The organism is Pseudomonas faucium, assembly GCF_021602585.1.
GTDB lineage: Bacteria > Pseudomonadota > Gammaproteobacteria > Pseudomonadales > Pseudomonadaceae > Aquipseudomonas > Aquipseudomonas faucium.
Genome location: NZ_BQIP01000030.1, coordinates 1 through 18,968, shown reverse-complemented (window position 1 = coordinate 18,968; position 18,968 = coordinate 1). Strand labels below are relative to the sequence as shown.

The 18,968-nt window shown below is 62.7% G+C and carries 18 protein-coding genes and 1 tRNA gene; 10 read left to right on the top strand and 9 right to left on the bottom strand.

Annotated elements, in window-relative coordinates; genetic code table 11:
• Nucleotides 1–6: 6 nt before the first annotated feature.
• Both L6D75_RS24570 and L6D75_RS24565 read left to right on the top strand, forming a co-directional pair.
• A complete protein-coding gene (locus L6D75_RS24570) occupies nt 7–483 on the top strand; it encodes a thioesterase family protein (RefSeq protein WP_176516193.1) in 477 nt (158 codons plus the stop codon).
• 281 nt (nt 484–764) lie between these two features.
• Complete coding sequence (locus L6D75_RS24565; protein ID WP_003255717.1) at nt 765–1,022, top strand: hypothetical protein; 258 nt, start codon at nt 765–767, stop codon at nt 1,020–1,022.
• A gap of 120 nt (nt 1,023–1,142) precedes the next feature.
• Here the strand turns inward: L6D75_RS24565 and gbdR are convergent, their stop codons facing one another.
• Together gbdR and L6D75_RS24555 are read right to left on the bottom strand one after the other, a co-directional pair.
• Nucleotides 1,143–2,249 (bottom strand): choline metabolism transcriptional regulator GbdR, encoded by a 1,107-nt coding sequence (gene gbdR / locus L6D75_RS24560; RefSeq protein WP_176517975.1) that lies wholly within the window; start codon nt 2,247–2,249, stop codon nt 1,143–1,145.
• A 436-nt stretch (nt 2,250–2,685) separates the two neighbouring features.
• Nucleotides 2,686–4,062, bottom strand: a complete 1,377-nt coding sequence (locus L6D75_RS24555) for an L-serine ammonia-lyase (protein WP_176517974.1) — start codon at nt 4,060–4,062, stop codon at nt 2,686–2,688.
• A gap of 441 nt (nt 4,063–4,503) precedes the next feature.
• Here L6D75_RS24555 and L6D75_RS24550 point away from each other — a divergent pair, with 441 nt between their 5' ends.
• The 3 genes from L6D75_RS24550 (at nt 4,504) to choV (ending at nt 7,557) form a co-directional block, all read left to right on the top strand.
• Nucleotides 4,504–5,451 (top strand): choline ABC transporter substrate-binding protein, encoded by a 948-nt coding sequence (locus L6D75_RS24550; protein WP_176517973.1) that lies wholly within the window; start codon nt 4,504–4,506, stop codon nt 5,449–5,451.
• 82 nt (nt 5,452–5,533) lie between these two features.
• Nucleotides 5,534–6,382: a choline ABC transporter permease subunit gene (gene choW, locus L6D75_RS24545; RefSeq protein WP_176517976.1), complete on the top strand. Its 849-nt coding sequence runs from the start codon at nt 5,534–5,536 to the stop codon at nt 6,380–6,382.
• On the top strand, nt 6,379–7,557 hold the full coding sequence (gene choV / locus L6D75_RS24540) for a choline ABC transporter ATP-binding protein (protein WP_176517972.1): 1,179 nt from the start codon (nt 6,379–6,381) through the stop codon (nt 7,555–7,557). The genes choW and choV overlap by 4 nt, the downstream gene beginning before the upstream one ends.
• 120 nt (nt 7,558–7,677) lie before the next feature.
• Here the strand turns inward: choV and hisF are convergent, their stop codons facing one another.
• The 6 genes from hisF to L6D75_RS24510 form a co-directional block, all read right to left on the bottom strand.
• Nucleotides 7,678–8,448 (bottom strand): imidazole glycerol phosphate synthase subunit HisF, encoded by a 771-nt coding sequence (hisF, locus tag L6D75_RS24535; RefSeq protein WP_011536177.1) that lies wholly within the window; start codon nt 8,446–8,448, stop codon nt 7,678–7,680.
• A 10-nt stretch (nt 8,449–8,458) separates the two neighbouring features.
• The gene (hisA, locus tag L6D75_RS24530; protein WP_016484508.1) at nt 8,459–9,196 is read right to left on the bottom strand and encodes a 1-(5-phosphoribosyl)-5-[(5-phosphoribosylamino)methylideneamino]imidazole-4-carboxamide isomerase; all 738 of its coding nucleotides are present in this window, start codon (nt 9,194–9,196) and stop codon (nt 8,459–8,461) included.
• 27 nt (nt 9,197–9,223) lie between these two features.
• Nucleotides 9,224–9,484 (bottom strand): DUF2164 domain-containing protein, encoded by a 261-nt coding sequence (locus L6D75_RS24525; protein ID WP_176517971.1) that lies wholly within the window; start codon nt 9,482–9,484, stop codon nt 9,224–9,226.
• The gene (hisH, locus tag L6D75_RS24520) at nt 9,485–10,123 is read right to left on the bottom strand and encodes an imidazole glycerol phosphate synthase subunit HisH (RefSeq protein ID WP_176517970.1); all 639 of its coding nucleotides are present in this window, start codon (nt 10,121–10,123) and stop codon (nt 9,485–9,487) included. It lies immediately after the preceding gene.
• A complete protein-coding gene (gene hisB, locus L6D75_RS24515; protein WP_027594270.1) occupies nt 10,124–10,717 on the bottom strand; it encodes an imidazoleglycerol-phosphate dehydratase HisB in 594 nt (197 codons plus the stop codon).
• A 188-nt stretch (nt 10,718–10,905) separates the two neighbouring features.
• A complete protein-coding gene (locus L6D75_RS24510) occupies nt 10,906–12,564 on the bottom strand; it encodes an OFA family MFS transporter (RefSeq protein WP_176517969.1) in 1,659 nt (552 codons plus the stop codon).
• Nucleotides 12,565–12,914: 350 nt separating this feature from the next.
• Here L6D75_RS24510 and L6D75_RS24505 point away from each other — a divergent pair, with 350 nt between their 5' ends.
• From L6D75_RS24505 to L6D75_RS24485, 5 genes are all read left to right on the top strand, one after another.
• A complete protein-coding gene (locus tag L6D75_RS24505) occupies nt 12,915–15,158 on the top strand; it encodes an AsmA family protein (protein WP_176517968.1) in 2,244 nt (747 codons plus the stop codon).
• The gene (gene mutY, locus L6D75_RS24500) at nt 15,155–16,222 is read left to right on the top strand and encodes an A/G-specific adenine glycosylase (RefSeq protein WP_176517967.1); all 1,068 of its coding nucleotides are present in this window, start codon (nt 15,155–15,157) and stop codon (nt 16,220–16,222) included. Before L6D75_RS24505 ends, mutY begins: the two co-directional genes overlap by 4 nt.
• On the top strand, nt 16,219–16,491 hold the full coding sequence (locus L6D75_RS24495; protein ID WP_176517966.1) for an oxidative damage protection protein: 273 nt from the start codon (nt 16,219–16,221) through the stop codon (nt 16,489–16,491). The genes mutY and L6D75_RS24495 overlap by 4 nt, the downstream gene beginning before the upstream one ends.
• A 90-nt stretch (nt 16,492–16,581) precedes the next feature.
• A tRNA-Phe gene (locus L6D75_RS24490) sits at nt 16,582–16,657 on the top strand.
• Between the two features lie 473 nt (nt 16,658–17,130).
• Nucleotides 17,131–18,210 (top strand): beta family protein, encoded by a 1,080-nt coding sequence (locus tag L6D75_RS24485; RefSeq protein WP_176517965.1) that lies wholly within the window; start codon nt 17,131–17,133, stop codon nt 18,208–18,210.
• On the opposite strand, the gene L6D75_RS24480 is transcribed toward L6D75_RS24485, so the two are convergent.
• The gene (locus L6D75_RS24480) at nt 18,207–18,752 is read right to left on the bottom strand and encodes a sce7726 family protein (RefSeq protein ID WP_176517964.1); all 546 of its coding nucleotides are present in this window, start codon (nt 18,750–18,752) and stop codon (nt 18,207–18,209) included. The two genes, L6D75_RS24485 and L6D75_RS24480, sit on opposite strands and share 4 nt — an antisense overlap.
• Nucleotides 18,753–18,968 lie beyond the last annotated feature (216 nt).

Below are 18,968 nucleotides of genomic sequence, written 5' to 3'. Positions count from 1 at the left end.
CGCACGATGCCCGCACTGACCACTTACCGCACCCCCGTCCAGGAGGACTGGGTCGACTACAACGGGCACCTGCGCGATGCCTTCTACCTGCTGATCTTCAGCTATGCCACCGATGCGCTGATGGAGCGCATCGGCCTGGATGCCGACAGCCGTGGGCAGAGTGGCAATTCGCTGTTCACTTTGGAAGCTCACATCAACTACCTGCACGAAGTGAAGCTGGGCACCGAGGTGTGGGTGCAGACGCAGATCGTCGGCTTCGACCGCAAGCGCCTGCATGTCTACCACAGCCTGCATCGGGCGGGGTTCGACGAGGCCCTGGCGGCCAGCGAGCAGATGCTGCTGCATGTCGACCTGGCCGGGCCGAAGTCTTCGCCGTTCGCTGAGCGCAGCGTCGAATTGCTGCAAGGGTTGCTGGCTGAACAGCAGGATCTGCCTGCGCCTGCGTTCACCGGCCGGGTGATCGGCCTTCCCGCGAAGGCCTGACAACGGGTGTTTGCGGGGCAAAAAAATAGCCCCGCAAAGCCGTGAGCCAGCGGGGCCAAGAGCGAGCAACATCCACTGTGCGTGAGCGAGGGTGACCAAACCCTCTGGTACCGTGAATGGCTTCAGTGTGCAGGCTTGCCGGGCGCGGGATTTAGCCGTAAACGACCTGTTCTTAGCCAAAGCAGCCATGGCGGCATTCTGTTGTTGCGGGGCTGCCGTGCGCGTCACAGAATCGATGTGAATCAAGCAGCACTCTCTTCGCGATAAAAGGGACAACAGCCATGATGCATGCGGATTTGATTGATCAGGACGACCTGGCAGGCCACCTGCGCGCGCGCGGTTTCGACATTCCGGCCGGGGCCAGTGCCGAGCAGGCCTGCGAAGCGGTGGTGCGGGGGCTGACCGAGCCCAACGCGCGGGCGCTCAAGGGCATGGTCGAGCAGATGTATACCGGCAGCGCGACGATCTTGCCGGCGGTGCGCCAGGCCATCGACAAACAGCTGTTGCCGGCGTTGGCGCAGTTCAACAAGCGCGCCTGATCGGCTTTTCCTGTACTGGCCCTATCGCCGGCAAGCCGGCTCCCACAGGTACCCCACTGAGCTCAAGGGCTGTGGGTTACCTGTGGGAGCCGGCTTGCCGGCGATGGGGCCAGCGCGGTTTCAGAGCCTCACACTGGCAAAGGTCGACTCGTTGCGCGCCTGGCTCAGCGCCGCCATCGGCCCGCTGTGCGGCGACAGCGCCATGGCCTGCGGAATCGGCATCATCGCCACCTGCTGCGCGGTATTGGAACCCACCCGCTCATCGCGCGGCGGAATGCCGAAGTACTCGCGGTAGCACTTGGAGAAGTGCGGGGTGGAGACGAAGCCGCACACCGACGCCACCTCGATGATCGACATCGGCGTCTGCTTGAGCAGCTGCCGCGCGCGGATCAGGCGCAGCTTCAGGTAGTAGCGCGACGGCGAGCAGTGCAGGTACTTCTGGAACAGCCGCTCGAGCTGGCGGCGCGACACCGACACGTACACCGCCAATTCATCCAGGTCGATCGGCTCTTCGAGGTTGGCTTCCATCAGCGCGACGATTTCCTGCAGCTTCGGCTGGTTGGTGCCGAGCATGTGCTTGAGCGGCACGCGCTGGTGGTCCTGCTCGTTGCGGATGCGCTCGTAGACGAACATTTCGGAGATCGCCGCCGACAGCTCGCGGCCGTGATCGCGGCTGATCAGGTGCAGCATCATGTCCAGTGGCGCGGTGCCGCCGGAGCTGGTGAAGCGGTTGCGGTCGAGGGTGAACAGGCGGGTGCTCATGTTCACCCGCGGGAAGGCCTCCTGCATCGCCGCCAGGCATTCCCAGTGCACGCTGCAATCGAAGCCATCGAGCAGGCCGGCACAGGCCAGCGCCCAGCTGCCGGTGCACACCGCGCCCAGCCGGCGCGACTGGCGGGCCTGGGCCTGCAGCCAAGTGACGTGCTCACGGGTGACCGAACGCTGGATACCGACACCCCCGCAGACGATCACGGTGTCCACGGGCGGTGCATTGCCGATGGCCGCATCCGGGGTGATCTGCAGGCCATCGCTGGCCCATACCTGGCCACCATCGACGGTCAGGGTGTGCCAACGGTACAGCTCGCGGCCGGACAGCTGGTTGGCCATGCGCAGCGGCTCGACGGCCGAAGCCAGGGAAATGAGGGTGAAGTTGTCCAGTAGAAGAAACCCGATGGACTGGGGTGCTGTGCGGTTCTGGGTTGGATTCCCGGAGGTGTACGACGTCATCGCGATTTCTCCTCACACAATGCTGGGCGTGCCTCAGGCGGGCACTGATTTCTTGTTATTGACCCCTCGGTCATTTTCCGGGGGTGGTCTGCCAATCTCAACGCAAACGCCGTGCCTGAAGTTGAACGGCCATTCGAAAAAACCTGAAAACGACGCCATTGTTGGGCAATTCAAGGTCTTGCATCGAGGTTGTCAATCGCCTAAAACCGGCGAGTTAGTGCGATGCGTGTAACGGTTGAGCAGTTTAGTGACACGCGCAGTGTGGGTTTTCCAGAAACGACACTCTTGAGTGTCACCGACAACGCCCATACCAATCGCGACATCCGACGGCCGGCCATGCCCTGGAACAGGGCACCACTGAATCAGTGGTGCCCGTTGTGAATGCAGTGGGTACCTGCAGGAGCCGGCTTGCCGGCGATGGGGACAGCCCAGGGTGTCAGCATTCGATGACGCTGACCGCCAGGCCACCACGCGAAGTCTCTTTGTATTTGTCATGCATGTCGGCCCCGGTGTCGCGCATGGTGCGGATCACCTGGTCGAGCGAGATGAAGTGCTCGCCATCGCCACGCAAGGCCATCTGCACCGCATTGATGGCCTTCACCGCCGCAATCGCATTGCGCTCGATGCACGGCACCTGCACCAGCCCACCCACCGGGTCGCAGGTCAGCCCCAGGTTATGCTCCAGGGCGATCTCGGCCGCATTCTCCAGCTGCGGCGGCGTCGCCCCCAGCACTTCGGCCAGGCCCGCCGCCGCCATGGCGCAGGCCGAACCGACCTCGCCCTGGCAGCCCACCTCGGCACCGGAAATCGACGCATTCTTCTTGCACAAAATACCCACGGCAGCAGCACCCAGGAAGAAATCGACCACGCACGACTCGTCCACCGCATCGCTGAAGCGCATGTAGTAGTGCAGCACCGCCGGGATGATGCCGGCCGCGCCGTTGGTGGGCGCGGTCACCATGCGCCCGCCGGCGGCGTTCTCTTCGTTGACCGCCAGGGCGAACAGGTTCACCCACTCCATGGCGCTCATGGTCGAGCCGATCACGTTGGGTTTGCCGATCTCCTGCAGGCTGCGGTGCAGCTTGGCGGCGCGGCGGCGCACGTTCAAACCGCCAGGCAACGTGCCTTCGTGCTTGAGGCCGTTGTTGACGCACTCCTGCATGGCTTGCCAGAGCGTGTGCAGGCCGGCGCGGATCTCTTGCTCGCTGCGCCAGACCTTCTCATTGGCCATCATCAATTGCGACACGCTGAGGTCGTTTTGCTTGCACAGGCGCAGCAGCTCGGCGGCGCTGTTGAAGTCGTAGGGCAGTACCGTCTGGTCGGCATCCAGCACGCCGCTGGCGGCCTGGGCGGCGTCGACCACGAAACCGCCGCCCACCGAGTAGTAGGTGTCGCGGTGCAGCTCGCCCTGCTCGCCTTCGGCGATCAGGGTCATGGCGTTGGGGTGGTACGGCAGGTTCTCGTCCAGCAGGCGCATGTCGCGGGCCCAGACGAATTCGATGGGCAGGCGGCTGTCCAGCAGCAGGGTGTCGGTTTCACGCAGGTCGGCGATGCGCGGGGTGATCTGCGCCGGGTCGATCGCGTCCGGCCATTCGCCCATCAGGCCCATGATGGTGGCGTTGTCGGTGCCGTGGCCAATGCCGGTGGCCGAAAGCGAGCCATACAGCTGCACCTCCACCCGCTTCACCCGCTCCAGCTCGCCGCGTTCGCGCAGGCCCTGGACGAACAGGGCGCCTGCGCGCATGGGGCCGACGGTGTGGGAGCTGGAAGGCCCGACACCGATCTTGAACAGGTCGAACACGCTGATGGCCATTGTCGCTTCACCTCTTGCTGGGCTTGTCTCTGCGCGCCATGCGCAGGGCGGGGCAACTGCTAGGCTGAAGCTGCGAGCCGCCACGAATGCACGCATCATCGGGGTTTTGACGCCCTCCTCGCCGTCTGCAACCGACGTACTTTTGTCCACCAGCGCCGCGCTGTTTTGCCCAGCCGTGCGCCGTTTTCCAGCGCCCTGGTGACGCAAAAATGCGGCCGTGAGGATGGAAAAACCCATATGCGACATCGCCCGTACTGGATGCGACCCGTTCGGTACTGGTTACGACCCCACCAGTAGGCGTAAGCCCGGCGCTGGAGGATTATCGAAAGCGACTCGTATTGCACGGCCTCGCAACCTGCCCTCTGCAGGCCTGGTCGACCGGACCCTGAGAAAGCCCGGCGACCCGCGCGAACCCGAAGATAAAATCACAGGAGTCCATCCATGAAAGGTTCACCCTCGCTGTTGCTGGTTGCGTTGCTATCGGCACCGCTGCTGGCCCACGCCGCCGAACCCGAGCAGTGCCAGACGGTACGCTTCTCGGACGTCGGCTGGACCGACATCACCGTGACCACCGCAACCACCAGCGTTGTGCTCGAAGCACTGGGTTACAAGACCCACACCACCATGATCTCGGTACCGGTGACCTACAAGTCGCTGGCCACCGGCAAGGACCTGGACGTGTTTCTCGGCAACTGGATGCCGACCATGGAGAACGACATCAAGCAGTACCGCGACGCCGGCACCGTCGAAACGGTTCGCGCCAACCTGGAAAACGCCAAGTACACCCTGGCCGTGCCCCAGGCGCTGTATGACAAGGGGCTGAAGGATTTCAGCGACATTCCCAAGTTCAAGAAGGAACTGGACGGCAAGATCTACGGCATCGAACCGGGCAACGACGGCAACCGCACCATCCAGAGCATGATCGACAAGAACGCCTTCGGCCTGAAGGACGCCGGCTTCAAGATCGTGCAGTCGAGCGAGGCCGGCATGCTGGCGCAGGTCGACCGGGCGCAGAAGCGCGGCGAGGCGATCGTGTTCCTGGGCTGGGAACCGCACCCGATGAACACCCGCTTCAAGATGCAGTACCTCACCGGCGGCGATGATTTCTTCGGCCCCGAGTTCGGCAAGGCCACCGTGCTCACCAACACCCGCAAGGGCTACGTCAACGAATGCAGCAACGTCGGCCAGCTGCTGAAGAACCTGTCGTTCGAGCTCAAGGATGAAAGCACCATGATGGGCTATGTCCTGGACGACAAGATGAAGCCCGACGACGCCGCCAGGAAGTGGCTCAAGGCCAACCCCGGCAAGCTGGACACCTGGCTGGCCGGCGTGACCACCGTGGATGGCAAACCCGGCCTGGAAGCGGCCAAGGCCAAACTGACGCAATAACGCAAGGCGCTGTAGCAACACCGCCGGGGCGCGGCCGTGCCCGCCCCGGACTGATTTCAATCTTTGCAGGTGGAAGCTCGCTATCATGCTTATCGATCAGAAAATACCCCTGGGGCAGTACATCGCCTCATTCGTCGAATGGTTGACCCAGAACGGCGCCAGCTACTTCGACGCTATCGCCCAAGGCCTGGAATTCATGATCCACGGGGTCACCAGCGCCCTGACCTGGTTCAACCCGTTCGTGCTCATTGCCCTGTTCGCCGCCCTTGCGCACCTGATCCAGCGCAAATGGGCACTGACCGTCTTCGTCGCCTTGTCCTTCCTGCTGATCCTCAACCTGGGGTACTGGCAGGAAACCATGGAAACCCTGGCGCAGGTCACCTTCGCCACGGTGGTGTGCGTGGCCATCGGCGTGCCGCTGGGCATCCTCGCCGCGCACAAGCCGATGTTCTACACCGCCATGCGCCCAGTGCTCGACCTGATGCAGACGGTGCCGACCTTCGTGTACCTGATCCCTACCCTGACCCTGTTCGGCCTGGGTGTGGTGCCGGGGCTGATTTCCACGGTGGTGTTCGCCATTGCCGCGCCCATTCGCCTGACCTACCTGGGCATCTGCGACGTCCCCCAGGAACTGCTGGACGCCGGCAAGGCCTTCGGCTGCTCGCGCCGGCAACTGCTCACCCGCATCGAACTGCCGCATGCGATGCCGAGCATCGCCGCCGGCGTCACCCAGTGCATCATGCTGTCGCTGTCGATGGTGGTGATCGCCGCCCTGGTCGGCGCCGACGGCCTGGGCAAACCTGTGGTCAACGCACTGAACACCGCCGATATCTCCCTGGGCTTCGAAGCGGGCCTGGCGATCGTGCTGCTGGCGATCATGCTCGACCGTATCTGCAAGCAACCGGAACTGCCGGTAAGGGGTGAGGCATGAGCATCATTCGCTTCGAAGACGTCGACGTCATCTTCTCCAACAAGCCGCGCGAAGCGCTGGCGCTGCTCGACCAGGGCAAGACCCGCGAGCAGATCCTCAAGCAGACCGGCCTGGTGGTGGGGGTCGAAAAGGCCAACCTGGACATCAACAAGGGCGAGATCTGCGTGCTGATGGGCCTGTCCGGTTCGGGCAAGTCGAGCCTGCTGCGCTGCATCAACGGCCTCAACACCGTGAGCCGCGGCAAGCTGTTCGTCGAGCACGAAGGCAAGCACATCGACATCGCCCACTGCACCCCGGCGGAACTGAAGATGATGCGCACCAAGCGCATCGCCATGGTGTTCCAGAAGTTCGCCCTGATGCCCTGGCTGACGGTGCGCGAGAACATCAGCTTCGGCCTGGAAATGCAGGGCCGGCCGGAAAAGGAACGGCGCAAGCTGGTGGATGAGAAGCTCGAGTTGGTGGGCCTGACCCAGTGGCGCAACAAGAAGCCGGACGAACTCTCCGGCGGCATGCAGCAACGCGTGGGCCTGGCCCGGGCGCTGGCGATGGACGCCGACATCCTGCTGATGGACGAGCCGTTCTCGGCCCTCGACCCGCTGATTCGCCAGGGCCTGCAGGACGAGCTGCTGGCGCTGCAGAACAAGCTGAGCAAGACCATCGTGTTCGTCAGCCACGACCTCGATGAAGCGCTGAAACTGGGTAGCCGCATCGCCATCATGAAGGATGGGCGGATCATCCAGTACAGCAAGCCGGAAGAGATCGTGCTCAACCCGGCCGACGAGTATGTGCGCACCTTCGTTGCCCATACCAACCCACTCAACGTGCTGTGCGGCCGCAGCCTCATGCGCACCCTGGACAACTGCAAGCGGATCAATGGCTCGGTGTGCCTGGACCCGGGGATCGATTCGTGGCTGGACCTTGGCGAAGGCGGTTCGCTCAAGCGTGCGCGCCAGGGCCAGAACGGGCTGGACCTGCAGAACTGGGCGCCGGGGCAGGATGTGGACTTGCTGGAGCGTCGGCCGACGCTGGTGAATGCCGACATCGGCATGCGCGAGGCGCTGCGGATTCGCTATCAGACCGGCAACAAGCTGGTGTTGCAGGACAACGACAAGGTGGTGGGGATTTTGGGGGATACCGAGCTTTATCACGCCTTGCTTGGCAAGAACCACGGGTGAAGCTGTTGGGGCCGCCTTGCGGCCCTTTCGCGACACAAGGCCGCTCCTACAGGAAAATGCGTACCTCTGTAGGAGCGGCCTTGTGTCGCGAAAGGAGGGCAAAGCCCTCCCAGCAATCCATCAGCGAACCACGATCCCGCGCGAAGCCATGTAGGCCTTGGCCTCAGGCACCGTGTACTCGCCAAAGTGGAAGATACTGGCCGCCAGCACCGCACTGGCATGCCCTTCCAGAATCCCGTCCGCCAGGTGCTGCAAGTTACCCACACCACCCGAGGCAATCACCGGGATCCCCAGCGCATCGCTGATCGCCCGGGTAACCCCGAGGTCGAAGCCGTTCTTCATGCCGTCCTGGTCCATGCTGGTCAGCAGGATCTCGCCGGCACCCAGGCCTTCCATCTTCTTCGCCCATTCCACGGCATCCAGCCCGGTCGGCTTGCGCCCACCGTGGGTGAAGATCTCCCAGCGCGGCGCTTCGCCCGGCCCGGAAACCTTCTTGGCATCGATGGCGACCACGATGCACTGCGAACCGAAACGGTCTGCCGCCTCGCCCACGAACTCGGGGTTGAACACCGCGGCGGTGTTGATCGAAACCTTGTCGGCACCGGCGTTGAGCAGGTTGCGGATGTCCTGCACGGTGCGCACGCCACCGCCCACGGTCAGCGGGATGAACACCTGGCTGGCCATGCGCTCCACGGTATGCAGCGTGGTGTCGCGGCCATCGACGCTGGCGGTGATGTCGAGGAAGGTGATTTCGTCGGCACCCTGCTCGTTGTAGCGGCGGGCGATTTCCACCGGGTCGCCGGCATCACGGATGTTCTCGAACTTGACGCCCTTGACCACCCGGCCGTTGTCCACGTCCAGGCAAGGGATGATGCGCTTGGCCAGTGCCATGGTTCAGTCCTCAGCCTTGGTAGTTGTCGCAGAAGGCCTGGGCCTCGGCGACATCGAGGGTGCCTTCGTAGATGGCACGGCCGGTGATGGCGCCGATGATGCCGGGGGCCTTGGCGTCCAGCAGGGCCTTGATGTCACCCAGGTTGTGGATGCCGCCCGAGGCGATCACCGGAATGCGCGTGGCTTCGGCCAGGGCCTTGGTGAAGGGCACGTTGCAGCCTTGCATCATGCCGTCCTTGGCGATGTCGGTGTAGACGATCGCCGAGACGCCATCGGCCTCGAAACGCTTGGCCAGGTCGATCACCTGCACCGTGCTCACTTCGGCCCAGCCGTCGGTGGCGACGAAACCGTCCTTGGCATCCAGGCCGACGATGACCTTGCCCGGGAACGCCTTGCACGCTTCGGCGACGAACTCCGGCTGCTTGACCGCCTTGGTGCCGATGATCACGTAGCTCACGCCAGCCTTGACGTAGTGCTCGATGGTTTCCAGCGAACGGATGCCGCCGCCGATCTGGATCGGCAGGGTCGGGTAGCGCTTGGCGATGGCGGTAACCACTTCACCGTTGACCGGCTGGCCTTCGAAGGCGCCGTTGAGGTCGACCAGGTGCAGGCGGCGGCAGCCACCCTCGACCCACTTGGCGGCCATGCTCACCGGGTCGTCGGAGAATACCGTGGAGTCTTCCATGCGGCCCTGGCGCAGGCGCACGCAGGCACCGTCCTTCAGATCGATAGCGGGGATAATCAGCATCTTGGGAACCTGTCTATTTGTTGGGTTTCAGGGCTTCTCGAGTGCCCACAGGTCGCTTTCGATGCTCTCGAACCGCTCCTTGAGGTGCAGCTGAACATCGGCAATCGCCCTGTTGTAGTAATGGGGTGCAATCTCTTTGCTGAACACGTCGAGGACCTCGGCCACTTCGAACGACCCCAGCTGCAACTCGAAACGGTCTTCGAGAAAACGCTTGAGGGTATCGAGCGCCTCGCGCTCCTGTTCGGGGGCCAGGGTGATGACCGGGGCCTTGGCCTTCGACCTGCTCATTTACCAGCGCCCGTCCCAGGCCACGAAGTTCTGCAGCAGCTGCAGGCCATGGGTATGGCTCTTCTCGGGGTGGAACTGCACGGCGAAACGCGAACCATCGGCCAGCGCGGCGGCGAAGTCGACGCCATAGTGGCCGCGGCCGACCACCTGGCCCGGCTTGCCGGCTTCGATGTAGTAGCTGTGCACGAAGTAGAAGCGCGCACGCTCGGGGATGTCGTGCCACAGCGGGTGGTCGATGGTCTGGCTGACCTCGTTCCAGCCCATGTGCGGCACTTTCAGGTGCTCGCCGTCTTCTTCCAGGCCCTTGCCGAAGAAGCGCACCTGGCCTGGGAACAGGCCGATGCAGTCGACGCCCTGGTTCTCTTCGCTGTGCTCGAGCAGTGCTTGCATGCCCACGCAGATACCGAGGAACGGGCGGTCCTGGCTGACTTCACGCACCAGGCTGTCGAAGCCCAGGCGGCGGATCTCGGCCATGCAGTCGCGGATCGCGCCGACGCCTGGGAACACCACACGGTCAGCTTCGCGGATGACGGCCGCGTCGCTGGTGACCACGACCTTGCCGGCACCTACGTGCTCCAGCGCCTTGGCCACCGAGTGCAGGTTGCCCATGCCATAGTCGATTACGGCTACCGTCTGCATTTACAGGCATCCCTTGGTGGATGGCATCTGCCCGGCCATGCGCTCGTCCAGGGTAATGGCCATGCGCAGGGCGCGGCCGAAAGCCTTGAACACGGTTTCGATCTGGTGGTGGGTGTTGTGGCCACGCAGGTTGTCGATGTGCAGGCTCACCAGGGCGTGGTTGACGAAGCCCTGGAAGAACTCCTGGAACAGGTCGACATCGAAGCCACCGACCGTGGCCCGGGTGTACGGCACGTGCATCTGCAGGCCAGGGCGGCCGGAGAAGTCGATGACCACCCGCGACAGCGCTTCATCCAGCGGCACGTAGGCGTGGCCGTAGCGGAAGATGCCCTTCTTGTCGCCGATGGCCTGGGCAAATGCCTGGCCCAGGGTGATACCGACGTCTTCGACGGTATGGTGATCGTCGATATGCAGGTCACCCTTGCACTCGATATCCAGATCGATCAGCCCATGTCGGGCGATCTGGTCGAGCATGTGTTCAAGGAAAGGCACGCCGATATCGAATCGAGCCTTGCCACTGCCATCGAGGTTGATCGAGCACTTGACCTGGGTTTCCAGGGTATTGCGCTCGACGGAAGCCTTACGTTCGACCATCACCAGCTCCGCAAAATCATTGGGCGAAAAGGGCTCCATTATAGGCCCAGAACGCGCCAGCTTGAAACGCGGATGACATATGGCAATGCCGGAGGCTGCTTTGCAGCCCGATCGCCGGCAAGCCGGCTCCCACAGATCTCGAACATCACAGAGCTCGTGTGGGAGCCGGCTTGCCGGCGATGAGGCCGTCAATGGAACAGCACCGCCGTCTTCTGCAGGGTGACCCACACCCCCCAGGCCAGCGGAATCACCACCACCGCCCAGGCCACCAGCACCAGCGGCAGGCTCCCCGGCGCAGCGTGCCACTCCAGCGACCGGCCGCCATCGGCGCCCTTGTCATGGCTCAGCGCCCGCTCGGCGGCAAGTTCGGCGTCGCTCATGAAGTGCTTATCCGCCACCGGCCGCACCAGCATGTTGCAGATAAAGCCCAGCACCAGCAGGCCGGCGAGGATGTACAGGGTCATGTCATAAGCCGCTGCCCGCTCGACGCCCGCCGCCAGCTGGTACTCGCGCAGGTAGGTGATCAGCACCGGCCCCAGCACCCCCGCCGCCGCCCAGGCAGTCAGCAGGCGGCCGTGAATGGCACCGACCATCTGCGTGCCGAACAGGTCGGCAAGGTACGCCGGCACCGTGGCGAAACCGCCGCCATACATCGACAGGATGATGCAGAACGCCGCCACGAACAGCGCCACGTTGCCCAGGTGCCCCATGTTCGGCACCAGGCTGTAGAGGCCGACACCCAGGGCGAAGAAGGCAAAATAGGTGTTCTTGCGGCCGATGTAGTCGGAGAACGAGGCCCAGAAGAAGCGCCCGCCGATGTTGAACAGGCTCAGCAAGCCGGTGAAGCCGGCGGCGATCGCGGCAATCTGCGCCAGCTGCGCGGGGTTCAGCTCGCTGAAGGTCAGCTCGTTGCCCAGCAGCTTGCCGGCGAACACTTCCTGCAACAGCGGCGAGGCCATGCCGAGAATGCCGATACCGGCCGACACGTTCAGGCACAGTACCAGCCAGATCAACGCAAATTGCGGGGTTTTCCACGCAACGCTGACATGCACGTGGCGGTCGGTGACCATCGCGTTGGCCTTCTTCAGCGGCGCGGTCCAGCCCTCGGGCTTCCAGCCGGTGGGCGGCACGCGGTAGGCCAGGGCGCCGGCGGTCATGAACACGAAGTAGATCGCGGCCATGGCGACGAAGCTCTGCCACACGCCAACTTCATGCTCGTTGCCAAAGTGGCCCATCAGCGCGGTGGCCAAGGGTGCACCCACCATGGCGCCGCCGCCGAAGCCCATGATCGCCATGCCGGTGGCCATGCCGCGCTTGTCCGGGAACCACTTGATCAGGGTCGAGACCGGCGAGATGTAGCCAAGGCCCAGGCCGATACCGCCAATGACCCCGGAGCCCAGCCACATCAACCAGAGCTGGTGGGTTTTTACCCCGACCGCCGAAATCAGCATGCCGCCGCACCAGCACAGTGCCGACACCAGGCCAGCCTTGCGCGGGCCGGCATGTTCCAGCCAACCGCCGAGCACCGCGGCCGAGCAGCCGAGGAAGACGAAGAACAGGGTGTAGATCCAGCTCAGCATCGAGATCGGCCAGTCGCACTCGGCGCTGAACAGGCGGGCGATGAAGCCCATGTCGGCCGAGCAGGCGACCGGGGCGGTGATGCCGATGGCCTGGGACAACGGCAACCAGAACACCGAGAAGCCGTAGGCCATGCCGATGCACAGGTGAATGGCCAGGGCCGCCGGCGGCACCAGCCAGCGGTTGAAGCCCGGGCGGGCGATGATGCGCTCCTTCGACAGGAAGCCCGGCGCGCTGGCGGCGGCCCCTGCCGTGATACTGCTGTTCATGGATTCGATCCTTTTGTAGGTAGACGATGCCCGCGGATTGAATGCCCGGCTCTTCTGGCTGCACACAAGGTGAAACGCGGCCGTTGGCGGCAACGCCCGCGACAATCTGTCGCGGCGCTCCACGCAAGCGGCGCAAGGGTATCAGCAACACCTGAGATAGTGGCAATCTGATGCAGGGTCGCGTCTCTCCCATAAACGGACGGAACTGCCCGCCCTCAGGCTGTCGAAAGCCGCACTACCTGATCCATTAGTAGGAAATGGCCTGTATCTCTTGTCGGATACTCAGGCCCTACCCCGGCGGCGCTATACTCAACCGCTTGAATTCAAAAACGGACTACAAGGACTCGCCCATGAAAGCGTTCGGCAAAATCCTGGGACTGGGGCTTCTCGGGTTGCTGCTGATCATCGTGGCACTGGGCTTTGCCCTGACCCACCTCTTCGATCCCAACGACTACAAAGACGAGATCCGCCAGCTGGCGCGCGACAAGGCCCATGTCGAGCTGACCCTCAATGGCGATATCGGCTGGAGCCTGTTCCCCTGGCTGGGCCTGGAGCTGCACGATGCCAGCATCGCCACCCTGAACAAGCCCACCGAGCCGTTTGCCGACCTGCAGATGCTCGGCCTGTCGGTACGCGTGCTGCCCTTGCTGCGCCGCGAAGTGCAGATGAGCGACGTGCGCGTCGAAGGCCTGAACCTGACCCTGGTGCGCGATGAGCAAGGCCATGGCAACTGGCAGGACATCGGCAAGCCGCTGCCACCCCAGGGCGGCACCAGCAGCAACGCACCGGCCCCCGCCGAACAACCCGGCGCACCTGCCGACAGCGGCAGCGAGCGTGCGGTCAAGCTCGACATCGACAGCCTGACCGTGAACAACGCCCGGGTGCAGTACACCGATGCCCAGAACGGCAAGAGCTACAGCGCCGAAAGCATCCAGCTGAGCACCGGCCCCGTTCACGAGGGCACCAACATCGCCCTCAAGGCCAGTGCCTTCCTCAGCGCCAGCCAGCCGAACATCAAGGCCCGTACCGAGCTTGCCGGCGAACTGCGCTTCGACCGCAAGCTCAAGCGCTACAACTTCGAAGACATGCGCCTGTCGGGCGAAACCTCGGGCGAGCCTACCGGCGGCAAGACCGTGACCTTCGCCGCCCAGGGCCAGTTGCTGGTCGACATGGCCGCCAACGTCGCCTCTTGGAACGGCCTGAAAGTCTCGGCCAACCAGCTGCGCGCCCTCGGCGAGCTGAACCTGCGCGACCTGGACAAAGCCCCGCAGCTCAGCGGTGGCCTGTCGATCGCCCAGTTCAACCTGCGCACCTTCCTCGACAGCATCGGCCGCCCCCTGCCGGCCACCAACGACCCGGCCGCCTTCGCCAAGCTGGAGCTGGTGACCCGCCTGCAGGGCACGCCGTACAGCCTGGCCCTGGCCGACCTTGCGGTAAAACTGGACGACAGCACCTTCACCGGCCGCGTGGCCGTGGACGACTTCGCCAAGCAGGCCCTGCGCCTGCAGCTCAAGGGCGACAAGTTCGACGCCGACCGCTACCTGCCGGCCAAGAGCGAAGAGGCCAAGGGCGCCACGGCCGCGCGCCAGAGCGAAGTGCAGCAGCAAGAAGCCAGCGCCGTGGGCAACCCCGGCACCTCGCCGCTGCCCAACGCCCCGACCCAGGTGGCCTGGAGCAATGACAAGCTGCTGCCGGTGGACCGCCTGCGCGAGCTCGACCTGCAAGCGGACCTGGCCTTCGGCGCGCTGACCCTGGACAAGCTGCCGATCAGCGATGCCCAGCTTCAGGCCACCAGCCAGGGCGGCCTGCTGACCCTGCAAAGCCTGCGCGGCGGCCTCTACAACGGCAGTTTCGAAGCCAAGGGCAGCGTCGACGTGCGCCCTGCGGTGCCGCAGGTTGGCTTGAATACCAAGATCAACCGCGTGCCGGTCGAGCACTTCATCAAGCGCGAAGGCAAAGAGCAGGCCCCGCCAGTCAAAGGCCTGCTGACCCTCAACAGCGACCTGACCGCCACCGGCAACAGCCAGAAGGCACTGGTCGACACCCTCAACGGCAGCGCAAACTTCACCATCAACGACGGTGTGCTGGTCAACGCCAACCTGGAACAACAGCTGTGCCAGGCCATCGCCACCCTCAACCGCAAGACCCTCAGTGGCGAACCGCGCGGCAAGGACACCCCGTTCCAGGAACTGCGCGGCAGCCTGGTGGTGCGCAATGGCGTCGCCAGCAACCCGGACCTCAAGGCGCGCATCCCGGGCCTTACCGTCAACGGCCATGGCGACCTCGACCTGCGTGTGCTGGGCATGGACTACAACGTCGGCGTGATCGTCGAAGGCGACCAGCGCGCCATGCCGGACCCGGCCTGCCAGGTCAACGAACGCTATGTCGGCGTCGAAGTGCCGCTGCGCTGCCGTGGCCCGCTGGAGCTGGGCGCCAAGGCCTGCCGCCTGGACCAGGACGGCCTGGGCAAGGTCGCGGCGAAACTGGCCGGCAACCGCCTCAAAGACAAGATCGATGAAAAGCTCGATGAAAAACTCGGAGACAAAGTGAGCCCAGAACTGAAAGAAACGCTCAAGGGGCTGTTCAAGCGATGAGCCCAGAGCAGTTCTCCAGCGCCGTGCTGGCCTGGTACGACCAGCACGGCCGCCACGACCTGCCCTGGCAACAGGGCATCACCCCCTACCGGGTGTGGGTGTCGGAAATCATGCTGCAGCAGACCCAGGTCAGCACCGTGCTCAACTACTTCGACCGCTTCATGCAGGCCCTGCCGACCGTGCAGGCGCTGGCCGAGGCGCCGGAAGACGAAGTGCTGCACCTGTGGACCGGGCTGGGTTACTACACCCGTGCGCGCAACCTGCAGAAGGCGGCGAAGGTGGTGGTCGAGCAGTATGGCGGCGAGTTTCCGCGCAGCGTCGAGCTGCTCACCGAGCTGCCCGGCATCGGCCGCTCCACCGCCGGTGCCATCGCCAGCATCAGCATGGGCATCCGCGCGCCGATCCTCGACGGCAACGTCAAGCGCGTGCTGGCCCGCTACACCGCCCAGGCCGGCTACCCGGGCGAGCCCAAGGTAGCCAACCAGCTGTGGGCCACCGCCGAGCGCTTCACCCCGCAGCAACGCGCCAACCACTACACCCAGGCGATGATGGACATGGGCGCCACGCTGTGTACCCGCAGCAAGCCCAGCTGCCTGATCTGCCCGGTGCAGCGCGGCTGCGAAGCGCACCTGCACGGTGAAGAAACCCGTTACCCCGAACCCAAGCCACGCAAGGCGCTGCCACAACGGCGCACGCTGATGCCGCTGCTGGCCAACCACGAAGGCGCGATCCTGCTCTACCGCCGGCCTTCCAGCGGCCTGTGGGGTGGCCTGTGGAGCCTGCCGGAGCTGGACGACATCGCCCAGCTCGACGACCTCGCCTACCAGCACGGCCTGCGCCTGGCCGACAGCCGTGCGCTTGACGGCCTGACCCACACCTTCAGCCACTTCCAGCTGGCCATTGAGCCCTGGCTGGTGCGCGTCGACCCGGTCGGCCAGCACGTGGCCGAGGCCGACTGGCTCTGGTATAACCTCGCCACCCCGCCGCGCCTGGGCCTCGCCGCCCCGGTGAAGAAGCTGCTCAAACGCGCGGCCGACGAACTGATTGCAGGAGACGCCCGATGACCCGCACCGTGATGTGCCGCAAGTACAAAGAAGAACTGCCAGGCCTGGACCGCCCGCCTTACCCAGGCAGCAAGGGCCAGGACATCTTCGATCACATCTCGCAGAAGGCCTGGGCCGACTGGCAGAAGCACCAGACCATGCTGATCAACGAAAAGCGCCTGAACATGATGAACGCCGAGGACCGCAAGTTCCTCCAGGGCGAGATGGACAAGTTTTTCGCCGGCGAAGATTACGCCCAGGCCGAAGGCTACGTTCCACCGGCCGAATGACCCCAAAAATCGTAAGCGACGGAATTAATTTAAAATTTTTTCAAAAAGTCGTTGACGAGCGGTCTGGAAATCTATTTAATTCACCTCGTCGCCCAGATAGCTCAGTCGGTAGAGCAGAGGATTGAAAATCCTCGTGTCGGCGGTTCGACTCCGTCTCTGGGCACCACCTTCAAGCTTCTGGTGGTTGCAAAGTTACCCGAAGCGACAACAAGAAACCCGCCTAGTGCGGGTTTTTTGTTGCCTGCGATTTTTGCTGCAGGGTTGGCAGGTCCCTGCCCGGCATCGGCTGCCACAGCAACCCACCTACCCAGCCGCTACGACCGCACGATCATCACACCTCAGCATAGGCATCCCAGTGCTCTCGCAAGACCGACCAGGGCAGCAGCGAGCGATGCAGGTCTTTTTCTTCAAGGCAAGTCTCCAGGTACAAAGCCATCTCTTCCTCGGCCTTGCACCGTTCAACACTTCGACAAACATCGCAATCCAAAAAACGATTTCTCCTACAAAATCTCCTCACAACTAAATCTTATATATAAATTGAAACATAAATACGCAAATTAGAATCCTTGCAGAGCTTAGCAAGTACGCTACGTTTACTGTGGACCGAAATTCAAGACCACAGTTTGCATGGAGAGCAATATGCAGTATTCCGCCTGTTTACGCGTCGGACTAAATGATGTGAAGGCTCTGGTCAATCTGGAGCCAGAAAGAAGAGATCACTTTACCCCACTGCTGGATATGCGCGGCAAAGACGACAAGCATCTTCAGTCCTTCCTAAAGGATTGGACTGAACACCGATTTTTCATCGACATATCCAGGGGCAGATTGGATAGGCTTGAGGCGTTCATTGCCGACAATGATTTACATAACCCCAAGAATGCGTTCGAACGAAAAAAGGCATTTTTCGACGACATCCATACCACAGCCTCTCTCGCTATCCCCGTTATCTCCTGGACGGACGATGATCCTCAACGAGATGTGATTCAGCTTGGCCTTGCACTGGAACGCGACTTTGACGAAATAGCGATTCGCGTATTCTGCCCAGAAAAGCCAACGAGCATCTCTCGCAATCGCCTGTTTTCATTACTGGACTCATTGACTCACCCTGGAGAAGCCCATGTCATTGTCGACTACATTGCGTCTCCCCCGTCCAGCACTGCAACGGGATCAGAGTTCGATCATTTCATCAGGGACATCGCAGCCTACGCGCCCGCCAGCATCATTCTGCTGAGCACCTCCTTCCCTACGCACAAGCCCGCCTCTAACTCGTCGAGGTCAGCTACCTGCACCGACATCGCATGGCAATCAACGGTCAACAGGAGTATCTCCGGCACCCAGGTGGTTTACGGTGACTACGCGGCAACGAACCCCACGGCGGCAATCGAATATGTGGCAGGCATGCCCGTGCTACCGTTTGGCTGCTATTACACCCCAACCGAGTGGTGGCAACGACGCAAAGGTGGCGATAAGGAGTTCAATAACTACATTGATATTGCCAGAGAAATAAGAGCGCTCCCCGGGTATCATCAGGATGATTTTTGCTGGGCGACCAAGGAGTATGCAAGGATCGTTGCCACTTCAACAGGCTATGGCAATAACGGCACTTGGAATGGATATAGAATCAATCAACACATTTGCGCGATGCTGAAGTCCATCCTGGATCGTCAGCACACTGCACTTGAACCGATAGACCCAGATGAACTGGACGACCTGATCTAGGAATAGCGCCGCTTCAATATACTCAGCACGAACTCTCTGATCTGTTCCAATGACAGTGCGTCACTCACAGCCTGGCGCACTGTCTTTATAAGATCCCTGCTTTTAACCTGCACGCCATGTGCACGCGCAAGGCGGTCAAGCTCATCCCGCCATAGAAACCCGGTCAGGTGAAACTTCTCTTGCTTTCTGTTCGCCTTCGCTTTGCGAACCATCGCCATACCAGAGAAATCATCAACCACGAGAATGCCCACATTAGCGGCGGACACCTCTAGTGCTTTGACCAGATGTCGAGAATGACAGCAAAGCCATACCTCATCAAAACAGGCCAGATAGGCATCTTGCTGCCCGGCCCATCTCAGCAATGTGTCTGCGTGGGACTTGATTTCAAAAGCCGTCAGCCTGCCATTGGCATGCACCAAGTCCGCTCGCCTGGCTTTATCAATGAAGCAGAGCTCCTCGATGAACACATCACCGGGCTCGTGGCTCATCACCTTTGTGACCCACTGCTTCAAGAGGGGGCGGATTTCGTCTGGATTCAGCATGCCGCGATTATAGCTTCCGCCCTGCCACGCTTCACAAGCTGTACGACAGGCTGTGCATGTAAAGTGTTTCTCGGCCGGTGAGCCACAGAATCCGCCAGCGGGCAGGCCTGGCGGCAGCGTGGGTTGACCGACATCAACAAGCCACTATTCGCTCGAACTCACAATTGGAGTCGGACTCCAGAATCGACCCCGCAAGGACCCCCATGAGCGAAGAAT

Coding starts and splice junctions, on each gene's coding strand:
- L6D75_RS24570 (WP_176516193.1), top strand. CDS start 7: ATGCCCGCACTGACCACTTACCGCACCCCCGTCCAGGAGGACTGGGTC.
- L6D75_RS24565 (WP_003255717.1), top strand. CDS start 765: ATGATGCATGCGGATTTGATTGATCAGGACGACCTGGCAGGCCACCTG.
- gbdR (WP_176517975.1), bottom strand. CDS start 2,249: ATGACGTCGTACACCTCCGGGAATCCAACCCAGAACCGCACAGCACCC.
- L6D75_RS24555 (WP_176517974.1), bottom strand. CDS start 4,062: ATGGCCATCAGCGTGTTCGACCTGTTCAAGATCGGTGTCGGGCCTTCC.
- L6D75_RS24550 (WP_176517973.1), top strand. CDS start 4,504: ATGAAAGGTTCACCCTCGCTGTTGCTGGTTGCGTTGCTATCGGCACCG.
- choV (WP_176517972.1), top strand. CDS start 6,379: ATGAGCATCATTCGCTTCGAAGACGTCGACGTCATCTTCTCCAACAAG.
- hisF (WP_011536177.1), bottom strand. CDS start 8,448: ATGGCACTGGCCAAGCGCATCATCCCTTGCCTGGACGTGGACAACGGC.
- hisA (WP_016484508.1), bottom strand. CDS start 9,196: ATGCTGATTATCCCCGCTATCGATCTGAAGGACGGTGCCTGCGTGCGC.
- L6D75_RS24525 (WP_176517971.1), bottom strand. CDS start 9,484: ATGAGCAGGTCGAAGGCCAAGGCCCCGGTCATCACCCTGGCCCCCGAA.
- hisH (WP_176517970.1), bottom strand. CDS start 10,123: ATGCAGACGGTAGCCGTAATCGACTATGGCATGGGCAACCTGCACTCG.
- hisB (WP_027594270.1), bottom strand. CDS start 10,717: ATGGTCGAACGTAAGGCTTCCGTCGAGCGCAATACCCTGGAAACCCAG.
- L6D75_RS24510 (WP_176517969.1), bottom strand. CDS start 12,564: ATGAACAGCAGTATCACGGCAGGGGCCGCCGCCAGCGCGCCGGGCTTC.
- L6D75_RS24505 (WP_176517968.1), top strand. CDS start 12,915: ATGAAAGCGTTCGGCAAAATCCTGGGACTGGGGCTTCTCGGGTTGCTG.
- mutY (WP_176517967.1), top strand. CDS start 15,155: ATGAGCCCAGAGCAGTTCTCCAGCGCCGTGCTGGCCTGGTACGACCAG.
- L6D75_RS24495 (WP_176517966.1), top strand. CDS start 16,219: ATGACCCGCACCGTGATGTGCCGCAAGTACAAAGAAGAACTGCCAGGC.
- L6D75_RS24485 (WP_176517965.1), top strand. CDS start 17,131: ATGCAGTATTCCGCCTGTTTACGCGTCGGACTAAATGATGTGAAGGCT.
- L6D75_RS24480 (WP_176517964.1), bottom strand. CDS start 18,752: ATGCTGAATCCAGACGAAATCCGCCCCCTCTTGAAGCAGTGGGTCACA.